Source organism: Streptomyces sp. NPDC090077 (genome assembly GCF_044747545.1).
In the GTDB taxonomy this organism is placed as follows: Bacteria; Actinomycetota; Actinomycetes; order Streptomycetales; family Streptomycetaceae; genus Streptomyces.
Genome location: NZ_JBIVEG010000051.1, coordinates 1 through 20269 on the forward strand (window position 1 = coordinate 1; position 20269 = coordinate 20269).

The 20269-nt window shown below is 70.9% G+C and carries 23 protein-coding genes and 1 pseudogene; 11 read left to right on the forward strand and 13 right to left on the reverse strand.

Annotated features, from left to right (window positions below; all coding sequences use genetic code 11):
- Positions 1–652: 652 nt before the first annotated feature.
- The 4 genes from ACIPW5_RS38555 (at position 653) to ACIPW5_RS38570 (ending at position 5457) form a co-directional block, all read left to right on the forward strand.
- Positions 653–3184 carry a Helicase associated domain protein gene (locus tag ACIPW5_RS38555; protein ID WP_401255795.1) on the forward strand — a complete coding sequence of 844 codons (2532 nt, stop codon included), beginning with the start codon at positions 653–655 and terminating at the stop codon, positions 3182–3184.
- Positions 3185–3365: 181 nt separating this feature from the next.
- Positions 3366–3815: a hypothetical protein gene (locus ACIPW5_RS38560; protein WP_401255797.1), complete on the forward strand. Its 450-nt coding sequence runs from the start codon at positions 3366–3368 to the stop codon at positions 3813–3815.
- Positions 3816–3959: 144 nt separating this feature from the next.
- On the forward strand, positions 3960–4649 hold the full coding sequence (locus tag ACIPW5_RS38565; protein WP_401255798.1) for a hypothetical protein: 690 nt from the start codon (positions 3960–3962) through the stop codon (positions 4647–4649).
- A gap of 241 nt (positions 4650–4890) precedes the next feature.
- Positions 4891–5457 carry a helix-turn-helix domain-containing protein gene (locus ACIPW5_RS38570; RefSeq protein WP_401255801.1) on the forward strand — a complete coding sequence of 189 codons (567 nt, stop codon included), beginning with the start codon at positions 4891–4893 and terminating at the stop codon, positions 5455–5457.
- A gap of 478 nt (positions 5458–5935) precedes the next feature.
- Here the strand turns inward: ACIPW5_RS38570 and ACIPW5_RS38575 are convergent, their stop codons facing one another.
- A complete protein-coding gene (locus tag ACIPW5_RS38575; RefSeq protein WP_401255804.1) occupies positions 5936–6481 on the reverse strand; it encodes a hypothetical protein in 546 nt (181 codons plus the stop codon).
- A 336-nt stretch (positions 6482–6817) separates the two neighbouring features.
- Between ACIPW5_RS38575 and ACIPW5_RS38580 the strand changes: the two genes are divergently transcribed.
- Together ACIPW5_RS38580 and ACIPW5_RS38585 are read left to right on the forward strand one after the other, a co-directional pair.
- On the forward strand, positions 6818–7501 hold the full coding sequence (locus ACIPW5_RS38580) for a plasmid partition protein (RefSeq protein ID WP_401255807.1): 684 nt from the start codon (positions 6818–6820) through the stop codon (positions 7499–7501).
- Positions 7498–8406 carry a hypothetical protein gene (locus tag ACIPW5_RS38585; RefSeq protein WP_401255809.1) on the forward strand — a complete coding sequence of 303 codons (909 nt, stop codon included), beginning with the start codon at positions 7498–7500 and terminating at the stop codon, positions 8404–8406. The genes ACIPW5_RS38580 and ACIPW5_RS38585 overlap by 4 nt, the downstream gene beginning before the upstream one ends.
- A 177-nt stretch (positions 8407–8583) precedes the next feature.
- Here the strand turns inward: ACIPW5_RS38585 and ACIPW5_RS38590 are convergent, their stop codons facing one another.
- The 4 genes from ACIPW5_RS38590 to ACIPW5_RS38605 form a co-directional block, all read right to left on the reverse strand.
- Positions 8584–8886, reverse strand: coding sequence for a hypothetical protein (locus ACIPW5_RS38590; RefSeq protein ID WP_401255812.1), 303 nt, complete (start codon positions 8884–8886; stop codon positions 8584–8586).
- Between the two features lie 642 nt (positions 8887–9528).
- The gene (locus tag ACIPW5_RS38595) at positions 9529–9807 is read right to left on the reverse strand and encodes a hypothetical protein (protein WP_401255815.1); all 279 of its coding nucleotides are present in this window, start codon (positions 9805–9807) and stop codon (positions 9529–9531) included.
- Between the two features lie 90 nt (positions 9808–9897).
- The gene (locus tag ACIPW5_RS38600) at positions 9898–10257 is read right to left on the reverse strand and encodes a hypothetical protein (RefSeq protein ID WP_401255816.1); all 360 of its coding nucleotides are present in this window, start codon (positions 10255–10257) and stop codon (positions 9898–9900) included.
- A gap of 29 nt (positions 10258–10286) precedes the next feature.
- Positions 10287–10487: a hypothetical protein gene (locus ACIPW5_RS38605; protein WP_401255818.1), complete on the reverse strand. Its 201-nt coding sequence runs from the start codon at positions 10485–10487 to the stop codon at positions 10287–10289.
- 92 nt (positions 10488–10579) lie between these two features.
- Here ACIPW5_RS38605 and ACIPW5_RS38610 point away from each other — a divergent pair, with 92 nt between their 5' ends.
- Entirely contained in the window at positions 10580–10771 is a 192-nt protein-coding gene (locus ACIPW5_RS38610; RefSeq protein WP_401255821.1) for a helix-turn-helix transcriptional regulator, read from the forward strand.
- A 273-nt stretch (positions 10772–11044) separates the two neighbouring features.
- Here ACIPW5_RS38610 and ACIPW5_RS38615 read toward each other — a convergent pair whose 3' ends face one another.
- The 3 genes from ACIPW5_RS38615 to ACIPW5_RS38625 form a co-directional block, all read right to left on the reverse strand.
- Entirely contained in the window at positions 11045–11290 is a 246-nt protein-coding gene (locus ACIPW5_RS38615) for a reverse transcriptase domain-containing protein (protein WP_401255822.1), read from the reverse strand.
- Positions 11291–11355: 65 nt separating this feature from the next.
- Positions 11356–11853, reverse strand: coding sequence for a hypothetical protein (locus tag ACIPW5_RS38620; RefSeq protein WP_401255825.1), 498 nt, complete (start codon positions 11851–11853; stop codon positions 11356–11358).
- Positions 11854–11927: 74 nt separating this feature from the next.
- A complete protein-coding gene (locus ACIPW5_RS38625; RefSeq protein WP_401255827.1) occupies positions 11928–13628 on the reverse strand; it encodes a trypsin-like serine peptidase in 1701 nt (566 codons plus the stop codon).
- A gap of 994 nt (positions 13629–14622) precedes the next feature.
- Between ACIPW5_RS38625 and ACIPW5_RS38630 the strand changes: the two genes are divergently transcribed.
- Both ACIPW5_RS38630 and ACIPW5_RS38635 read left to right on the forward strand, forming a co-directional pair.
- Entirely contained in the window at positions 14623–14985 is a 363-nt protein-coding gene (locus ACIPW5_RS38630) for a hypothetical protein (protein WP_401255829.1), read from the forward strand.
- A gap of 98 nt (positions 14986–15083) precedes the next feature.
- Positions 15084–15301 (forward strand): annotated as a pseudogene (locus ACIPW5_RS38635) (IS5/IS1182 family transposase); the annotation flags it as partial.
- Between the two features lie 9 nt (positions 15302–15310).
- Here ACIPW5_RS38635 and ACIPW5_RS38640 read toward each other — a convergent pair.
- The 4 genes from ACIPW5_RS38640 to ACIPW5_RS38655 all read right to left on the reverse strand — a co-directional run bounded on the left by ACIPW5_RS38640 (position 15311) and on the right by ACIPW5_RS38655 (position 18439).
- The gene (locus ACIPW5_RS38640; protein WP_401255831.1) at positions 15311–15901 is read right to left on the reverse strand and encodes a hypothetical protein; all 591 of its coding nucleotides are present in this window, start codon (positions 15899–15901) and stop codon (positions 15311–15313) included.
- The gene (locus tag ACIPW5_RS38645; protein ID WP_401255834.1) at positions 15898–17157 is read right to left on the reverse strand and encodes a hypothetical protein; all 1260 of its coding nucleotides are present in this window, start codon (positions 17155–17157) and stop codon (positions 15898–15900) included. Before ACIPW5_RS38645 ends, ACIPW5_RS38640 begins: the two co-directional genes overlap by 4 nt.
- A 3-nt stretch (positions 17158–17160) precedes the next feature.
- Positions 17161–17901: an ATP-binding cassette domain-containing protein gene (locus tag ACIPW5_RS38650; protein WP_401255837.1), complete on the reverse strand. Its 741-nt coding sequence runs from the start codon at positions 17899–17901 to the stop codon at positions 17161–17163.
- 121 nt (positions 17902–18022) lie between these two features.
- Entirely contained in the window at positions 18023–18439 is a 417-nt protein-coding gene (locus tag ACIPW5_RS38655; RefSeq protein WP_401255839.1) for a hypothetical protein, read from the reverse strand.
- Positions 18440–19221: 782 nt separating this feature from the next.
- On the opposite strand from ACIPW5_RS38655, the gene ACIPW5_RS38660 reads away from it, so the two are divergent.
- Positions 19222–19410, forward strand: coding sequence for a hypothetical protein (locus ACIPW5_RS38660; RefSeq protein ID WP_401255841.1), 189 nt, complete (start codon positions 19222–19224; stop codon positions 19408–19410).
- A gap of 82 nt (positions 19411–19492) precedes the next feature.
- Here ACIPW5_RS38660 and ACIPW5_RS38665 read toward each other — a convergent pair whose 3' ends face one another.
- Positions 19493–19798 (reverse strand): hypothetical protein, encoded by a 306-nt coding sequence (locus tag ACIPW5_RS38665; RefSeq protein WP_401255844.1) that lies wholly within the window; start codon positions 19796–19798, stop codon positions 19493–19495.
- Positions 19799–19807: 9 nt separating this feature from the next.
- Between ACIPW5_RS38665 and ACIPW5_RS38670 the strand changes: the two genes are divergently transcribed.
- On the forward strand, positions 19808–20269 hold the full coding sequence (locus ACIPW5_RS38670; protein ID WP_401255847.1) for a hypothetical protein: 462 nt from the start codon (positions 19808–19810) through the stop codon (positions 20267–20269).

The window sequence follows — 20269 nt, forward strand, 5'->3', positions numbered from 1 at the left end:
CGCCCCGCGGCGCGGGGCGGGCCCGGGCGCCCCGCCCCTGGGCGGCCCGGGGGGGGGGGCCCCGGGCCTCGGCGCCGGACGAGTTCAGCGCTTCGCGCTGAACGGGCCGCTCTGCGGCGCCGAGTGACCCCGTTTCACGGGGTCCGGGCCTACGGCCCGTTGGGCGGGTCCGCTCCGCTCCCCCACCCGAAGTCCTTCCGGCTCCGCCTCCAGGACCAGCCCGCTCCGCGGGCGGCTGGCAACGGCAGGAGGGGGCGGGGTGGTCATTCGGCCTGGCTGTGCGTCCCCCGAACGAGGGGCTGATGTCGGGAAGCGTGCCCCGGCGGGTGTCCTTCCCAGGTAGCATGAATCCTACATTACATCCGGATGTAGGTGTGTAGCATCACGAGGGATCTTCTACTGCCTCCCAGGAGATCCGACGGCCGACAGGCGGCGGTTCTCCTGTACTGCGGGGGCGGGTGGATCGGATGCTGTGCAGCATCCCGAGAAAACAGCCACTTCCCCGGAAGGAAACGGCGATGGCCAGTGTGAGTTTTTACGGTTCCGGATACTGCGGAGACTGTGACGCCACATGGGAATTCGGTCCTGTCGAGGATGGAGCGGTCCTCGAATCGGATCACAGCTGCGACGCCGAGCAGGACGGGGAGTAGCCATGCCGTCAGTCAGCAGGGTCACGCTCCGGCCGCATCAGGAGGAGGCGGTGGAGGCGATCGTCCGGGGCCTGGAGGTCCGGCCCGGGAAACGGGTCCCAAAAGCGGGGCTGCGGGCCACGGTGGTGGCGGCGTGCGGGACCGGAAAGACGTTCATGGCCGCCGCGGCCGCGCTGAAGCTGGCACGGGGCGGGCGGGTGCTGGTGCTCCTGCCGACCCTGGACCTGCTCACCCAGACCGCCCGGGAGTGGCGCATCGCCGGCCACACCGGGCCGGCGGTGGCGGTGTGCTCGCTGGAGGACAACCCCGAGCTGTGGGCGGGGCAGGTGCGCTCCACGACGTCGGCGCCGCAGCTGGGCCTGTGGCACGGCCGGGGCCCGGTGACCGTGTACGCCACCTACGCCTCCCTGCCCGTCATCGCCGAGGCCCACCGCGGCGAGTACGGCCTCCCCATGGAGCCCTTCGACCTGGTGGTCGTCGACGAGGCGCACCGGACCAGCGGGTCGGCGGGGAAGGCGTGGGCTGACATCCACCGCCAGGAGGTGATCCCCGCCCGCCGCCGGCTCTACATGACCGCCACCCCGAGGATCTGGGCGGAACGGCCTCCGCGCTCGCGTGCCGAGGAGCTGGCGGTCCAGGAAGGCCGACGCCTGGCGGAGGAGAAGCAGCGCCGGGAGGCCGAGGAGCAGGGACGGGCCTACGTGCCCCGGTCGCGGTGGGACCGCCTGCCCAAGGAGATGGCCTGTTCGATGGACGATCCGAAAGTGTTCGGGCCGGTCGTGTATGAGCTGTCCCTGGCCGATGCGGTGGCCAGGGGGCTACTCGCCAGATACCAGGTCGTCGTCGCCGAGCTGGTCGACCCCGTCGTCACACCGAAGAAGCTCTACGGCCCGGACCGGTACGAGGAGAAGGTGCGCGGCGAGCGCCTGGCCGCCGTACAGACCACCCTCCTGGAGACCATGGCCACCCACGACCTGAAGACCACAATCACCTTCCACCACCGGACGGTAGAGGCGCAGGCCTTCGCCGAGGGCCTGGACCGCGTCGCCGGCCGGCTCCACGCCGTCGACCCCGCCCGGCATCCCGCCACGGTGTGGGCGGGGTGGCTGCGCGGGGAGCACGAACCCGAGCACCGGGCCGCCGTCCTCGCCGACTTCGGCCGGCGCACCGGGCGCGCGGTCCTCGCGAACTGCCGGGTTCTGGGCGAAGGCGTCGACATCAGAAGCGTGGACTCGGTAGCCCTGATCGACCCGAAGGGATCCGCCGTCGACATCGTGCAGGCCATCGGCCGGGCGCTGCGGCAAAAGCCCGGAGAAGGGAAGATGGCCACCCTCATCGTGCCCGTATTCCTGCGGGAGGACGAAAAGCCTGAGGACATTGTTTCTTCGAAGTCCTATGGGCCGCTAATTCGGGTTCTGAATGGTTTGCGAGCGCATGATGAACGCGCTGTCGAATTGCTGGCCATTCCGCAGGAAAACCAGAAACGCATCGTACAGCCGTCGCTTGAGATCGGCCCCGCGCCCGACGACGGCGCCGAGGAGAGCCGGCTACTGCTCCGGTTCGCCGCCCCGCGAGACCCCGCCCTGATCGCGAAGTGGATCAGCTACCAGGTCTTCGACACCGAACGCCAGGACTGGCGCCGCGGCTACGAGGCCGCCTGGCGCTACCGCGAACGCGAAGGCGACCTGGAGGTCCCGTACGACCACGTCGAGGGCGCCTACCCGCTCGGCCGGTGGCTCTCCGACCAGCGCCGCGCCTACCGGGCCGGAACCATGACCGGCCAGCGGGCCGCCGACCTGGAACAGCTCGGCATCGTGTGGGACACCGCTGATGCCGGCTTCGCCGAGAACCTCGCCGCCGCGCGGGCGTACTTCGAGCTGCACGGGACCCTGTCCGCTCCCCGGTACGCGACGGCGCTGGACAAGCCGGTCGGGCAGTGGCTCACCAACATCCGCCGGCCCGGCGGCCTCGGCAAGGACCCCGACCGCGCCGCACGCCGGGCCGCCGCCCTCGCCGCAATCGACAAAGACTGGAACCCCGGCGACGACGACCACGGATGGACGGTCGACTGGCAACGCCACTACGCCTACCTCACCCAGCTCCTCGCCGAAGGAGCACGGCTGACGGCCATCAAACCCGGGATCACCCGGCACGGGGACGACATCGGCCGGTGGCTGGCCACCCAACGGCGGGACTTCGGCCGGCTGAACGCCGAGCAGCAGAACCGCCTCGGGAAGCTCGGCATCACCCCCGCGCGGGTCGCACGCGCCCGTACGGCGCCCGTGAAGACGGCCGGGCCCTCCCGGGCCGGGCGGGGCGCGGAAGCCTTCCACAGGGGTCTCCAGGCCCTCACCCAGTACCTGGAACGGGAAGGCGCCGGCACACCCGGGCGCGGGCACGTTGAGCGGCTCCCGGACGGGAGCGAACATCGCACAGGCGTATGGGTCGCGAACCAGCGGCAACGCCGCGACCGACTCCACCCCGACCAACTCCGCGCGCTGGCTGACCTCGGCTTCGAATGGGCCGGCGCGTAGCCCGCCGCCGGCTCCGGCCGCTATTACTGAGTAATAGCGGCCGAAGCGGCAGGCCGGGCCGACTCCCGACCACGCCGCCCGCCCGGTGTGGTGCCCGTCGGAGTGAATGCGCCACCGGGCGTCTGCCGTCCTGCCACCCTGGGTGCGGGCGGGTGCCGGCTGGCGTGAAGGGGTGAGGGAGTTGGGTGGACGGTCCTCGGTGTGGCTGTGCGTGGGACAGGCGCGGATCCGTGCCGACCGGCTCGTGGCGGTGGAGCCCTCCGAAGGCGGCCTGGCCCTGCGCTTCACCGGCATGCGCGAGCACCTCCGCCTTGCCCTGCCCGACCCCGAGCCGGACCCGACAGGGCTGGGGTCCGGCCACGCCGACCGGCTGCTGTCCGCCATCGCGTACGCCGCCGAGCACGGCGCCGCCACCCTCATCACCTACGAGGAAGGCGACGAGTACTTCCTGAGCGGGTTCACCGCCCGCACCCTCACCGGCGACGACCGCGTCCTCGCGCTACGGCTGCGGGAGCCGGCGCCCACCCTCGCCGAGCTCACCGCCCGACTCCCCGCCGACCGTCGGCCGCCCCCGGACCTCACCCGCTACGACCCGCTCCTTCGACGGCCCGGCGGGACCGGACCCTCTTAACGTCACCGGCGGGCGTCAGCCGGTGACGCCCGCCGCACGCGAACGCCGACGCCACACCCGCGTCCGGCACCGGGACGACCACTGCAAGCTCCACTACAACGGCACCCCCTGTGCCTGCTGACCGACGCACGGAGACAACCTGACGTGAGCCCCTCACCCGCCAAGGCACCGGCCTTGCTGCTGATCGACATCGAGAACACCATCGGCGCCAACGCCCACACGGCCCTCGCCCTCGCCCGCCTGGACGCCCTGCTCCACCACGCCAAAGGCACCGAACGCGTGATCGCCGCCTGCGCCCGCCCCCGGATCCGCGCCGACCTCGCCGACGGACTACGCAAGCGCGGTGTCCACCTGCTGCTGGCGGACACCGACAAGAACGCCGCCGACCGCCTCCTGACCGAACAGGCCCACGCCGCCGCGGCCGACGGCACCCGGCGCTTCGTCGTCGCCTCCGCCGACGCGGGCTTCGCCCCGCTCGCCGCACTGGGACACCTGGAAGTCCTCGCCTGGCGGGGCCGACCCATCAGCAAGGCACTCGAAAAGGCAGGCACCGTACGCCGACTGCCCCACATCCGGCGGACCGCCCTACCCGCCCAGCCGGCTCCGCCCTCCCCGGAACCGGCACCGCTCCCGGCCACCCCGGCCACCCCGGACGCACAGACCGCAGAGGCCGCGCCGGGCGGGTGGCCCGCTACGAAGCCACCTCATGTCCTGCGCTGGATCGCGGGCGGAGCCGCGGCGCTGTTCTGCGGGGGCCTGGCCTTCGGCGCCGGCACAGCACTCGGGAACCACATCACCCACAGCGCCTGGAAGATGGCGACCCGGAAACGCTGACCACCCTTGCTCCGACGGTGCATCAACGCGGGCGGCCGTGTGACCGTGGCACAGAGCCGCCCCGCCGGCTCACGTCCGTGCGGGCGCCAGCCCTCCCCCGACGAGCCGGCCCCGCCCCAGACCCGGCCAGGGGGCCGTCTGAAGATGCGTTCACCCCTGAACGAACCTTCGTAGGCCGTCGAGTCCGAAGATCTGTTCAGGGGGGTGAACGAACCTTGCCCGGGGCGGGTAGGTGAAGGGTGTGAGCCAGACCCCTTACGGCTTCGACGCGGCCCTCTTCCGTGCCGCCCGGACCGCTGCGGGCGCGACCGTGCCCCACATCGCGCGCACCGCCCGGGTGAGCGAGCGTGCCGTGAGCCTCTACCTGGCCGGCACCCGCACCCCCCGCCCCGGCGTCATGGTGCTCCTCGCCCAAGCTGTCGGGGCCGAGCCGGCCGACCTGTGCACCGCCCCGCGGGAGACGTTGAGGCATCTGCGGATCTTCACCGGGCGGAGCCGGGCGCAGATGGGGCGCCATCTGGGGATGTCGGAGGCGACGTACCGGGAGCTGGAGAACACCGGGGCCCGTGGCCGGCTCGCCGGCAGCCGGTACAGCCCGCGTGAGGGGCGCTGGCTGCCCTGGGAGGAATGGGCGGCCCCGAAGTTCGCCACCACCCCCGACCGGCTCGCCGCCGCCGAGGAACACACCCGCGCCGAATGGCAGGCCGAGCGCGAACGGCGCTGGCAGCAGCTGAGCGAGGCCGACCCCGCCCGCGCGGCCAGGATCGAAGAACTCGGGCGCCTGGGGCGGCCCCTGCGGGACCGGTGACCCGGGCGACCGGTTCTCGAAGCGGCCTGGGCAAGCCCCATGTGGGCAGGCTTGCCCAGCTCAGGGGCAGGCTTGCCCACGCCGGGCTTGCCCAGGCCCTGACCTGGCCCTATGGAAGGGTTGTCTCCGGCAGCGCGAAAGCGTCGGCAAGCGGACGCTTGCGGCCCGGCGCAGAACATTCACAGGTCCAGGCAAGGTCATCGGGGTCCGAGTCCTCAGACTCCCTCTCGGCCAGAAATGCCTCGTGCAAGCTGCTGACTGCCTCGTCATCGATCACGGCGCAGAGTCTGCCCGAGGAACACGGCCGGGACACGGTAGACGCGCACCACCCGCTCCGCGACGGCAACACGGCAGGCGGCCGTCAACCAGAACCTCCCCAGCGCCGCCGACCAACCGATCCGGCACGGCCGGGCTCCGTAGGGCTGGCACGCATGCTGAGCGAGCCGAGGTTCACCGCGATGGCCCAGTCGGCATGCTGTCACTCGAAGCGGGAGCCCGGGCCTAGAAGGCGGTCGCGATGGACCGCTCCGACGCGCTTGGCCCCGCTGACCAGACGACACACAGCCCCCGGTTCAGCCCCGCACCAGCAGCGTTCGCCCAGCGCCCACACCTCGTACTCCTCCTCCACCTGCCGAGCCTCCTCGACCCGGGCCCGGATCGCCGTCAGCGAGTCCTCACCCGGCCCCAGCTTCCGCAGCCGGGCCAGATGGGTCAGGCCGGAGCGCCTCGGTGTGCCGGCCACGGGCCCGCAAGCCTCGCCGGCGTCCGCCCCGCAGACCACGCAGGGCCGGACCTCCATCGCCTCCAACAGGTCGCTGTCGAGCGGCTGAGCGGGGCGCCTGGCGATGGACCGGACCCGCCCCTGCGCTAACCGGCTCTCCAGGAAGTCCACCGGGTCGAGCGCGTCCACCCGGTCCTCTTCCCGCTGCCGGGCCTCCCGCTCGCGTTCCTCGCGCGCCCACCTCTCGCGCTGCTCACGCGTGTGTTCATCGATCTGCCGCGCCGACCAGCGTTCCACTGCCACCGCTCTCCCGTCTGCCCCGTACTGACACCTGAACAAACGATGTCCGCCTTGACAGGTGTGCACGCCCAGGCAGGAGCATCTGCCTGGGCAGATCCACGACGGGGAGAGTTGCCGGGACTTGGTCCCCAGGGCACCGGCCTCGGCCGCGCACGCCCTGGCGCAGGGGCCACGGGGGTCGGTGCCGGCTTCGTCAGCCCCTCGCGGCAGCGGCCCGGTTGCGCAGGACCACTTCGGCATCGATCACTTCCTTCTGCTTGCCCCCGGCATGTGAGGGCAGGCCTCCCAGCGAGCCTGGAAATGCGGGATGGTCGTCTGCTGGTCCGTAGGGTGGCACGCATGCTGATTGCCAGCCTGAAGCCCAGGACGATGGGCGGTACGACGAACACGGGCCTGCTGACCTACGCGCTCGCGCGGGCGGGCCACCCTGTGACCTGCTACGACGCTGACGAGTCGCTGCAACTGGCGGCGTGGGCGCGCGACGCCGGCGACTTCCCGTGCGAGGTCCACCGCGCGGACACCCCGGCGTTCGCGGAGACGGTCTACCCCGAGATGGACCACGACCGGATCAACGTGGTGGACGCCGGGCACGCCGAGAACCACCCGGACATCGTGGACTCGATCCTCGAAGTGGTCGATCTCGTCCTGCTGACGCTCTCCCCGACGAATCCGGACTACGAGCGGCTGACCAGGCCCGAGCGGGGCACCCCGCTGGCCAAGGTGATCAAACGGTCCGCCGCGCTGCGCGAGAGCGGCCAGCCGCCCACCACGTACGTGCTGCTCAACCGCTGCCAGGCCGGGGCGGTGAGCCCGAAGAAGTACGCGGACCTGCTGAGGAACGGCGGCGAGAAGGGCACCGACCCCACCTGGACGGTGCTGTCCACGCAGATTCCGCGCCGGGAGGGCATCGCGTCCGCGGTCGGCTTCCCCTGCGACAAGCCCGAGCGCAAAGCGCCGTACGACGCGCTGGTGACCGAGCTGACCAAGCTGGGACACCTGCCCGAGCCGAGGTGGCGGCCGTGAGCGCCCCCGTCAAGCGGGACCGGGCGCGCGCCTTCGTCCCCGAGCTGATCCCCGAACCCGCCGACATCGAGCGCACCGGGCCGCTCGATGCCAAGGAGCAGCAGCAGCTGGAGCGGATCCACGCCGCCCGGGACAACCACCAGGCCGCGAAGTGGATGCGGGGTAAGGCGCTGGAGGCCGCGTTCCGCCGGCGCCTGTTTCGGGGCGAGGACGGGCAGCGCACCCGCCAGCAGTACCTGGACGACGAATGGGACGGCATCAGCGAGTCCGCCGCCTACCGCGAGATCGGCGAGTGGCCCCTGGCCAGGGCCATCTCCGACATGTGCGAGCGGCCCGCGCCGGACTCCCACGTCCGCGCCTTGGTCGACGTCGCCGAGCAGCAGGGCCACGAGGCGGTGGCCCACTGGTACGCCGAGCTGCGCCGCCACGGCCAGCAGGCCGGACACCGGGTCACCGCCGAGGTGGTCGCCAACCTTGCCGACTACCTGCACAAGGGCACCGCGCCCGAGCGCCTGGAGCCGTTCTTCACACCCCGGCAGCTCCCGCCCTCCCGCCCGGCCCGGCCCGCCCGGCGCACGGCCGGCGAGCCGGTCGAGGGCACGGTCGTCACCCAGGCCCGGAACGAGCACGAGCCGTCATTCCCAAATTTGGGAATGAACGGCACCGACCCCGCCGGCTCATTCCCAAATTTGGGAATGAGCGAGCCCGGCACAGTCCCGGCCGCCCAGGCGCCGGGGCGGTGGGCGATGAGCGCCGAGCACGTCGGCCGGCTCAGCGCGTGGCTGGAGGCCGAGGCGGCCAAGGACAGCATCAGCCCCGAGGACGCGGCCGACCATCTCGTCCAGGCGCTCACCGGCGGCGGCCTGCCCCTGCGCTACTGGACCGCCGCCCGCGCCCAGGCGTAGGCCCCGCCACCCCGCCGCCGCCTGCGATCGGCAGGCGGACAACCCCTTGACCGCCGTCGATCCGAAGGTGGTCAAGGGGGTCGCTGGGAGCATGCCGAGGGTCCGCGGGGCTGGCCTGCCAGCCCGCTGGCCAGCGGGCTCCCGCGGCCTCTCAGTGCCTGATTGAGAACCCGACGATCAGGCCGTGGGCCACTTTGGGGGCCAGGTGAGACGGAGGTGACCCCACCGGGCCCGGGCGGCATCGGCGGTGAGGTCGTGGGGGCGGCCGATGTCTTCCCAGGTCGCGCCCGCTGCCCGGTCCGCGATGACGGCGACGCGGACCAGCTCTCGGGCCAGGTGCGCGAAGTCACCTGCGGCAGTGCTGTGGAGCCCAGCCTCGGCGCGCCGGCCTTCCATCGCCTCGGTCAGTGCCTGCTCCAGTGCCTCGCACCGGCCACGGATCTCAAAGCCGATCTGAAGCAGCGCGATCCTGGCCCGCATCGCGGCAGCGGCCCGCCGACGGTCCCGGTAGGCCGCCTGCCTGCACGAACGAGGCCGGGGGCAGTACCGGCGCCCGTGCCCGGTCGAGATCGCTGACCCGCACCACGCGCATGTGTCACTCACATCCGGAGGATTCCCCCGGAACCAGGAGACAGGCATCGTCCACGAGCCGTTCCGGTTCTCCGTCACGGTGGCGGAGAACGGCTACACACGCCCCACCTGACCCACGCTGGGGGTGACCTGCAATTTCGGCCATCTCAAACAGTTGAGGGGCGGTGGCTGGCCTGGGAGGAATGGGCGGCCCCGAAGTTCGCCGTCACCCCCGAGCGGCTCGCGGCTGCTGAGGGGCGCACCCGCGCCGACTACCAGGCCGAGCGGGAACGGCGCTGGCAGCAACTACGCGAGGCCGACCCCGCCCGCGCGGGCCAGCTCGAAGAACTCGGGCGTCTGGGGCGGCCCCTGCGGGGCCGGTGACCAGAACGGCCGCCGATCCGGTGGGAAGAGTGGGGGCGGCCCGGTGGTACTGCCCCCAGAGCGCACTGGACGCCAGGGCACCGGGCCTCGCCCGGGCACGCCATATCGGCACGGGCTACCCACACCCTAACCAGGCCCAGTCCTCGCGCCCTGACCGGCCGCCGCCGGCTACGGGACGTCGCCCCGCCACACGAACCGGCTGAGGTCACCGCCGTGGCCTTCGGCCGGCTCGTACGCGGACCGCCTGCCCGGCCCGTACTGGCCTCGCTGGCAGATCAGCAGCGCGCCGTCCACGATCTCGTCGGTGTCCCACCCGGTGATGTCGAGCAGCATGCCGTCCAGGGGGCCGCCCACCAGTTCCACGTAGGCGTGCCCCGACTGCGGCCCCGGCTCGGGGTCGTCGGGTTCCGAGCCGTACACACGGCGGTCCAGCCAAGAAGCATCCACCCGCCCAGGCTCCCACCTTCAGCCCCGCACCCGAGGGGGATTGAGGCTTCTACTGCCCGGCCCGGTGGCCGGGCCGGGCGGGCCCGGGGGTCAGCCGGCGCCGGGGTGGTAGACGCGCACCATGCGCTCCGCCGCGGCTACCTGGCCGTTGCTCAGGATCATGGTGCGGGTGGCACCGTGGCGGTATCGCAGGTCCGCAATCGCCAGCAGGCGGCCCTGCGCCAGGACCTGATCGCCCACCCGCAGTTCGGTGGACGCCACGTCCACCACCACCCGCCCCGCGACGACCGGCAGCCCCTTCGCGGGCCCCGCCGGCCGCGGGCCATCGGCCTCAGACGCGACGGTACGGGCGATCCACTGGAACCCGGCGGCATCCTCCAGTCGCACCACCAGCGGCGACGGGTAGACGCCGACCACCCGCCCCTGCGCCTGGCGGTCGTGGTCCACCACCGCCTGCCTCACCGCGTACCGGCGGCCGGTCACCGGTGCCCTGCCCGGGCGCAGCGCTTCATCAGTACCTGCATGTCGGTGACGACCGTGCCGCGCAGGGGGCCGGTGGCAGTGTCGCGGGAGCGGGCGTAGCCCTGGCAGCGCTCGCAGTGGGGCGCGGGGGTGATCAGGTGCGGGTAGAAGAGACTGAGGGCTTCGCGGCGGGCGCTGTCATCGGTGCTGGGTGCCATCGGGGTGCCCCTTCGCATGGTGGCCGGTGCCGATACCTTCGACCTGTCCAATGCCGTGGGGCAGGGGCAGAGGTAGGGGCAGGCTTGGGTGCATGGACATCGGGGAGTTGATCCGCGAACTGCGCACCGCGCACGGTTGGTCGCAAGGCCGTCTGGCTGACGAGATCAACGCCGCCCACGGGACCACCCTGACACGGGAGTACGTGGCCCGCTGGGAGCGCGGGAAAGTTACCCCCGCGGCTTCTACCTCGCGGCGCTGTCGCGGGCGCTGGATGTGCCGTTAGCCGTCCTGGAGGACCCGATGCTCCGACGCACGTTCCTGACCGACGCGGCCGGTACGGCCATAGCGCCCGTGGTCGCCTCGGACCTTCTCGCGCGCGGGTTCGCCGCCCGGCTGGCCGGCGGACCGTCCGTGGAGGAGTGGGACAAAGCGAAATCCCGCAACGATCACTACATTCCGAAACGATCACTACACCCGCACCTCACCCAGCCTCCCCACCCCGAAGACCCCCACACAGAGCACCACCATGCCACCACACCAAATCCTGAAACGATCACTACATACACAGCTCAAAGACGCCACCCACCAAGTGATCAACACCGGATTCGTCATAGGAGCCGCGCCGGTACGAGTCCTTGCAGTAGACGATCCGGGTCTTGTCCGGGTGCAGCTGCAACCCGACTTCGACCAGCCTGTCCCTGAGCGCGGCCAGCACCTGGCGGGCCTGGCGCTCGGTGACGCAGTGCAGCACCGCATCGTCCGCATAGCGTTCAAACCAGACGCTCGGGAACTCCCGGGCCATCCAGCTGGAGGCGGTGGGAGTGGGCCAGGCCCTTACCTGCTGCGCCGCATTCGGTGGGCCCTCTGCTACTGCTTGCAGCCTTTGATTTCGTCCGGGCAGCCGTGCACGTCATCTGGCTCGAGGGAGTTGAGGTTCCAGACGATGACGCCGCTCGGGATCGGCTCCTTGTCGATGCGTGGGATTCTGACGGTGAAGGCGGGCCCGGCAGGGACGTTCAGGCGCAACGTCTGCCTGTTTCCGCAGCGCACGTCGAAGCGGCGTTCGTCTGCGCCACGTGTGACGCTGAGGGTCACGGTGGCGATTCCGTCCGTGTCGCAGGCGATGTCGAAGCGGTAGGGCTTGTCGCCGGGGGTGTCCAAGGTCCGGTCGATGCCGGAGGCAAGGTAGCTGGACGCCTCAGCGATCTCAGTCGTGTCCGCGTCGTCGGCGTCTAAGGCCCGCTGCACGCGTTGCAGTGCGTCGTCAGGTTCCCACTGCCTGGCTCGACTGCCTTCGTCATGGGTGCAGGCGGTGGCCAGTGCGGCGGTCGCAAGCAGGACGGTGAGGGTACGGGGTATCCGCATTGCAGCATCCTAGAAGGCGGGCCGGGGACCCGCCTGGTGCTCGCGGGACCCCGGCTGTCTGTGGGTGGACGACGTCAGTGCGTGCGGCGGTAGAGCTCGGGCCCGCAGACGTTGGCGCACGGGTCATCGGGACGGCGGCCGACGACTGTCGGCGCGACGGCACCCAAGCCCGGCAACGGAGGCACAAGGACGTACTCGCGTCCCATGGCGCTGGCTTGCGTGTTGCCGTACATGGTGACCTCACCATCGGACCAGCGGACGAAGAGGTCGTCTTCCCAATCGTTCGCCCCATACTCGCCGGCCGCGATCACCCGGGCGTGCGTCCAGGTGTCATTGCCCTCAGCGGTCGACACGACCGTTTCGCTTCGTACCCCGCCGACTCTGACGTCGGGGTACGTGCTCACCTTTCCGCTCGTCCAGACCACCAGCAGGTCGTGGTTGGGCGTCGTGTCGTTGCTGTCGCCGTCGAAATCGCCGCCTGTGATGAGAGCAGCCGACTGCCACAGGTCGTTCGGTGCCGCCAGCTGTTCCTCGGCGTGCAGGCCGGCGCCGTCGACGTCGACGTACTTGGTGACCTCCCCGTCGCTCCACCGGACGACAAGGTCGTCCGGCCACCTGTTCCCGGCGTACTTGCCCGTCGCGATGCCGCGGGCGTACTTCCACACGGAGTTGGCGGGCGCCACCGTGATCTCGTTGGGCAGGTGCTGGTCGAGGGAGGTCGGGAGCTTGGTGTTCTGGTCGATGTCGGGGTAGATCGTCACTTCGCCGTCCACCCATTTGACCAGGAGGTCGTAGGCTGCGCCGCCTGCGTAGTCGCCCGCGGTGATGAGATCTGCGTACTTCTTGAACAGATCGTTCGGCCTGGCCAGCTGTGCCTCGCAGGGCATGTCCTTCTGGCAGCCGGGGTGGAAGCCGAAGTTCTGGTCGCCCGGGTATAGCGTGACCTCGCCGTCGTCCCATCGCACGATCAGGTCGGAGTCGCCGTACTGCTGGGAGCTGGTGTGGAAGGTTCCGGATGCTGCGCCGACCGCGTGCTTCCAGAGGTCTGCGTTGCCGAGTTCACTGCGCGTTCCCTGGTCCGGTGTCTCGTTGTTGACCGCCTGGTTGAACAGTCGGGTGACTTCGCCGTCGAACTGTGAAGAGTACGAGATGTCGCTGGTCGGGCCGCCGGTTTTGTATCCTCCTATGACGCCGATGATCTCGCCGCGCTTGCCGTCGAAGTTGCGCAGGAAGGGCCCACCGGAGACGCCGGGTGCGTAGCCGTTGCACGCGATCTTGAGGAAGCGGTCACTGTAGCCCGAAGTGGTCGTGGGGCCGCAGGCGAGCGGTGCCTTCGAGTCTCCGGGGAAGCCGAAGAGGCTGACGTTTTTCTGGGCGAGTTCGGAGAAGTGGATGGTGGTCAGTTTGTTTCCGGTACCGGTGGCGTCCTCAAGGAACTGGCCCTTGGCGTTAGGGCCGCTGCGCAGGAACGCGAAGTCCAGGTCGTCACCCCTGACCGGCCCCAGGGTCAGGTAGCGGCCGTCGATGTAGACCTTTCCCTGCTGAATGGGGAAGACGCCGTAGGGCGCCGTGCCTCGGGAAGGATTGGCCGGATCGGGCTTCCAGCCCGGGACGAAGGCCAGGTGCTTAAACCGGTCATTGTCACTGAGGCAGTGGGCCGCCGTTATCACGATCGACTTCGTCGGCGAGGTCACGGACGAGCCCGTGCAGAACTGCGGGCGTGCACCAGGGTCGGACTGCGGGTCGTCGTCCTCCGTGATGAGGAACACACCCACCGTCGCGACTCCCTTGTTCTCAAAGTGGGACGGAGCTCCCGCCACAGCGCCGCGTTCGGGAGATGTGGCTCCGTCCTTCGCCTTACCGCTGTCCACGGGTACGGCGCTGGCGATGCGTTCCGGGGTCCAGTACGCCTCGGCTCGCTTGGCGGCCGCGATCTGCTCCGGAGTCGCCTGCAGCTCCCCGCTGGCCGGGGGCTTGCTGGATCCGGACGGCGCCGGTTGTCCGGCGGGCGGGGTCGGGGATGGCGAACCCGACGTGCCTGGCGCAGAGGGGCTCGGCTTCACGGGTACCGGCGTGACGGAAGGTGTGGCTACAGGCTTGCTGCCACGAACCGCCTCTTCGCACAGGTCCTGGACGTCGGAGCCGAAGTAGGGGCTGTACACCGTGGTTGGGGCAGCCCCGAAGGGACGGGATCCCCGGGACGCGGAGGCAACTCCGATGATGTCACCTGTACCGGTGGCGGCGTCATACCGAGTAACCAGCGCTGCGCCTGCCATGAAGCTGCCTGCCCCGTTCGGGCAGTCCAGACGCAGTCCTGCGGTGGGGGCCTCCGTCGAGGCCGCTTCCGAGGTACTGCCTATGCAGGGTTCGGCTTGGGCGCCCGGGCGGGCAGCGAGTCGTACGTCGCTCTGCGCATGGTCCGCCCCTTCGGGGCCGGATCGGGAGCAGCAGGGGCTGGGGCGGAGGCACCCTGCGGCGCGGCAGGCGCCGCGTTCGGGGCGGGGGCGGGGGCGGGCCGGGCAGCGGGCACCCCGGCCGCGGGTCCGGCTGCCGGTGCGGCTTCGGCGCCGGGCTAGGCCACGGCACCTCGATTTAGACCCAGAACCATCAGCGACGGAGTCCGTTCGCTGAGCACATGCATGAGTACACCGCCACCGCTGCCAACAGGTCACCCTCAGGGATGGACCGCGTCATCCCTTGGTGGTAACGGTGATCGTCCCAGCCCCGAAGCCTCCTACCGTCGGCACAAACCCAACGGAAGGAAGACCTATGCGCCTGGCCCCTACCCTCCGAGCCCTCCTGGCCACTGCCGTCCTGGTCGGCGGGACCGTCATGGCCACCGCCACTCCCGCCGGCGCAGCCACCTGCCCGACCCGCGAATCCCCCAAAACCGACGCCGGAAAGGCCAGCTGGACCCTGACCTGCCGCCAGGTCGAAGGCCAGACCGCGCTCTACGTCGACGGGTGGGTGGAGGACACCCGCCGCGACGCCCTGTGCGCGGTCGTCCGGATCACCCCGAAGGGACGGAACTACGCGGACGAGGTACGGGCCTGCGGCTACGGCACCCGCGTCCAGATCGACAAGTTCTACCAGGGCCGCAGCGCCATCGTGAGGCTCGCCGTCAGCAGGTGAAGCCCAGCACGGGCGGCCGGCAAGGTGCATCGCATCACCTCGCCGGCGCGCCATCGCCCCAGGGAGCCGCATACCCTGCCGCTTCGCTCATGACTATCAAGTACCGACGTCTGGTTCACGCCTGCGGCATCACGCCGAAGATCACCCGCGAGGGCACCATCAAGACCAGATGGTCCTCGAGCGAACCTTCGTTGGGCTCCACCAATTCACAGGCCTCCGGGTCCGCTGCGAAATCCGAGCCGACCTCCACCACCTTGGACGGCTGCACCTCGCCTGCAGCATCATCTGCCTGCGACGACTCCGGACGTCGTTCTGAAACGATCGGTCAGAGGGTGACGCGCGGGGGCTTGAGGCTGCTAAACGTCGCCCCGGCGACGAGGACCGCCACGCCTGCCAAGAAGGCGGGCATGCTGGCCGCGGGGTGCAGGACGATGGCCCACGGCTGCGCTCCACGACCGCCGCTCTTCCATCCCGCGACGGCAAGAACCAGGGGGATGGCGGTCAGGACCGGTGGTGTGATCCGGGGGCCGGCAAGGGGGACGAGGAGCAGGGCGAGTCCGAGGTAGAAGGCGGTGTTCCGGCCGATGGCCAGGGCCACGGGGGCGGCTCCTGCGGAATGGCCGAGGACGGCCATGGCGAGGGTGAGGGCTGCGCATGCGCCGGCGAGGAAGGTGTCCCAGCGGTGGACTGCCCGTACGGCCACGGTTTCCGTGGTGTTCCGGGCGCGGCCGGTGAAGGCGAGCCAGATCACGGCGGGGATGACGGTGATCAGCGCGGCGAGCAGGAAGTTTCCGGCGCCGCCGACCATCGCGGGTATGGGGATGCGGCTCTGTCCGAACGCCAGGCCGGTGCCGGCCGTCACAACGGTGACGGCGGCGAGCGCCGGGACGTTGCGGGATGCTGCCCACCAATTCACCGGCCCGCTCCTTCAGGGTTCAGGGCCGGCTTCTTGTCGCATCCGGTGAGCGCGGCCCGGTTCGCTTCGTACCAGGCGTGCTGACGGTCGGAAGGGAGCGTGAGGACCTGCTGGGCGAGTTTCGCGTCGTCGGGGGAGACACGGCCCTGGACAGGCGCTGGGGGTGCTTGGGTGGCGATGGCCGTCAACCATGCGGTGAGCGGTCCCCGGGCGGGGAAGGCCGGGTACGTGTGGCTGGTTCGGGCGCATTCGGGTATGGCGGGCAGGAGGGTGTTGGCGAGGTTGGCGGTGATGTCCTGCTCGCGAATCCCGCCCTTGCCTCCGAAGCCGGCCTGTCCGGGCTTGAGATCACGGCTTTGGGTGAGGGAGGGGACCACGGGAAGCCCGGCGTCTTTGAGGCGGCTGCTGTAGGCGCGTGTGGTCGCTATTATCCGGGTGCGTCCCGGGGTCTCGGGCCACAGGCACACTTCCGGAACGTCGGCGGTGTCGCAGACCAGCGCGTCGGGGTTTCGCTCTGCGACCGGGTTGTAGCCCATGTTCACGACCATGAGCACCGAGGCCGCGGAGGCTGCGACGAGGGCGGCCAGGGGCTTCCAGCGGTCGGTCTGGCCGATCGCGAGGAGGCATGCGGTGATGATCCCTCCGCTGAACAGGAGCGGCGCCCACACGGCCACAGGGTCGATCACCGATCCGACCGAGCAGCAGCTGTCGTAGGCGCCCGCGACCAGGTGGCGGGGCCATGGGGTGTCCCAGGATCCGGGGAACGCGGTCAGGCAGAACCCGGCGACCATCGCCAGCGGTGCGGCCGCAAGGCGCGGAAGGCGGCCGCCCAGGAGGTAGCCGGCCAGCGTGGCCGCAGCCATCAGCAGCGCGTACACCGCGAGCATGCCCAGGTGGGAGAGGGACGGAAGGGTTGCGGCGGCCGAGACCGCGACACCGACCGCGATGAGCATTCCGGCAACGCCCATCACCCATACCGGGGCCAGCAACGGCAGCACGATGGCGAGCCGACTGCGCGACGGAGCTTGCCCGAAGACGTTGCCCCGCCGTAGGCGTGCGCCTTCCCACGCCCCGCTCGCCGCGCACGCGGCGGCAGCGAACGGGATGGCGTACGAGGCGTTGCCGAGCACCGACGGCCCGTACCCGGGGACGGTGCCCGCGGTGATCGGGGCCGACAGGAGCAGCAGGATGTAGCCCGCCAGGAGGACGAGCATGAATCCGGCGGAGGAGGACCGCAGGAGAGTGGTGAGGCGCATCGGTCAGATCTCCCGTCCGACGAGCATCATGTAGGCGGCTTCGGCCTGGTCGCGTCCGCGCGTGGCGGTCGGTGCCAGGGCGTGGAAGTCGGCGGGACCGCCCTGGAAGCAGATCTTTCCGTGGGCGAGGACCGCCACCTGGGTGTACAGGTCGGCGAGGTCTTCGGTCTGGTGCGTGGAGACGATCACCTGCACGCTGTCGGCCAGGTCCTCGACGAGTTCACGGAACACCAGGCGCTGCGTGGGGTCGAGGCCGGCGGTCGGCTCGTCCATCAGAATCAGCTTGCTACGGTGGGTCAGCGCCCCGGCGATTCCCATGCGCCGGAGCTGACCACCGGACACCTGGTGGCTCTTGCGCCCCGCGAGGCGGGTGAGGTCGACCCGGCGCAGCGCGTCCTCTGACGCTTTCCATGCCAAGTCCTTCGACATGCCCTTCAGCCATCCCGCATAGGCGACCTGTTCGCGTACGGTCAGCCCGGGCATGGGGGTGATCTGCTGGGGGATCCACGCCACGCGTTCACGGTAGGCGGCCAGGTGCCGGCCCTTCGCGGCACCTCCGTGGAAGGTGACCGACCCGGACGAGGGCGGAAGGTGGGACGCGGCCAAGGCCATCAGCGTGGACTTGCCGGCTCCGTTCGGGCCGAGGAGGACCGTTGCCCGTGCGTCAATCCGGAGACTGAATTCGCTGAAGACGGGCGCATTCCGGCCGTAGCGGAAGGAAACGCGATCAAAGATCAGAGACATGAGGAACGCACAATCCGCCTCCCGCTGTCAGCGGGAAGGCCTTGCTCATGGGAGAGTGGACACCAGAGGGTCCCGGTGCTGAATCCACCGGGACCCTCGTACTACGTGTTCAACGCCGGCACTACCAGCCGACCTTCACGTAGCGGACGGAGATGAATGTGCCGCTGGACACGTCAGTCAGCGCGAAGTAGTAGTTGCCTGCATCGTCGGGGTCGCCGTAGTCGACCCACCCGCAGTAGTTTCTCCGGGTTCCCTTGCTCCGGTCCGGGGCGCCGGGGACGTCCTTCCACAGACGCAGATCGGCGTAGTTGAACCCGCCACCGCCGTCCGCCGTGCAGTCCTCGAAGTAGATGCCCGTGTAGTCCGAGCTGCTGTTGCTGTCATACCAGCGCCGCGACTCGGTCGGGGCCGTCCACCATTCGATACGGGACTCGAACTGGCCCTCGGTGACGCCCGCGTTCGCCGGCGTGATGCCGCCGATCCCCAGGAGCGCAACACCGGCCATCAGACCGGCTGTCTTCTTTCGCCAAGCACTCATCGGATCTCCTTCCCTTCTCGTTGACCCTGCGTGAGGGAATGGCGGAGGGAGGAAACATTCGCACAAGCGCCTCCCCCCAAGGCGCCTTGAACCATATCCGCAGAACACCCCACTCCGCGGCAGGTGTTCGAGTGTGGCTCAATTGCACACCTGCCCCTTACACCCCCTGCAACACGGGCCAGATGCAAAAACCACAAGCCAGAGGGATTGCAGACAGTCACCACATTGTCTCGATCATGAGCCCGCCCCGCGCACGGCGTGCCGAGGTCTCTTCCACCCCAGGGCGGCACAGCGGCTCGAGGGATGCGGGCAGGCCCGAACTCCCCCCGCCGACCAATACCGCCTGCGGGGCCCGCGCGTTGTGCCGGGCATGGGACGGATGAAGCCGGGGCTGCGCGCCGGGCACGGCTGGGCTGCGGCCGCTACAGGACGCGGGCGCCGAGGGACTGGCCCTCGGCGCCCGCCGAGGAGGCTCCGCCGGAGGAACTGGCCCTGCTCCGGGGCGCACAGCGTCATGCAGCCCAGGCGCGGATCCGTGCCGGGCCGCATCAGCGGCGGGAGTCCGGGCTGGCACCGGCCGACGCGGGCACTCGTGCTGGCTCCGGGGCTTCGGGCCGAGCTGGAGCAGCGCGGGCTGCTGCGGGAGTGGGAGTGCGTTCCGGCGGACGCGGCGAAGTCGGGGCAGACGCTGGGCGGGACGGGGCCGCGGGCGGGTGCGGGGTTGACCGGCCGGCTGATGGTCGCCCTGCCGGAGGCGCTGTGGGTGCCGTTGACGCGGGGGGGTGTACTGGAGCGGCCTGCCCCACGTCCAGGCCCTCCAGGCCTGGACCGACCGATGGGGGCCGGGGCCCGCCGCCGGGCGCTCCGCGGCGCCGCCCGAGGCGCTCGCTGAACGGGAGCGCGCCGCCGCCCGGGTGGTCACGACCGGGGACGTCGTCCGCGCCGCCCTGGAACGCGTGCTGAAGGTGTAGGCGGCTCGGCAGTACTGCCCCCACACACGGTGGGCACCGGGCCTCACCCGCGCACGCCATGTCGGCACGGGCTACCCGCACCCTAACCGGCCCCCGGCCGAACCCGGACGGCCGGCCGCGGCAACGGGACGTAGCCCCGCCAGAAGGACCGGCCGACGCCGCCGAGGCCGGGGGCAGCCGGCTCGTAGTCGGACCGGCCACCGGGCCCGAACGCCCCGTGATCCGACATCAGCAACGCCCCGTCCACGACCTCCTGCGACTGCCAGCAGGTGACGCCGAGCAGCAGCCCGTCCAGCGGCCCGCCGACCAACTCCACGTAGTCGTGATCCGGCCGCGGCCCGGGATCCGTCCCGTCTGGCTCCGCCCCGTATACCTGCCGGTCCACCATGAAGCATCCATGCGAGCAGCCTCCCACCGCGGGGCCGACGGCCGCCCCCGAACCCCCTACCCCGGCCGCCGGGCGGCGGTGCCCCGCAGGCCGGCTAGCCAGGCCAGCGTCACCCTCAGGCCACCCGCCCCCGAACGGAACCGCTCCACCACCCGCACCCGGCCCCTCACCACCAACGGCACCGTCCCCGGCACGGTCAGCCGGCCCAGCGCCGCCCCGGAACTCGCCCTCGGCCAGGACGGCCAGGGCGTCGACGTCCTCGTCGGTCGACCAGCCGGACTGCACGTCCTCCCCTTCGGCGTCCTCGGCCAAGACGAGGTGCGGGCCGTCAAGGCGGAAGCGGGCCGTACGACGCCCCGGACCCACCGCAGCCAGCGTCGCGGCTGGCATGCCGATGGGGACGCCGATCTTGTCGTGACCGGGCCGCTCCTTTGTGCTGACTCCGATCCAGAGGCTGGTGCTGACGGCTGA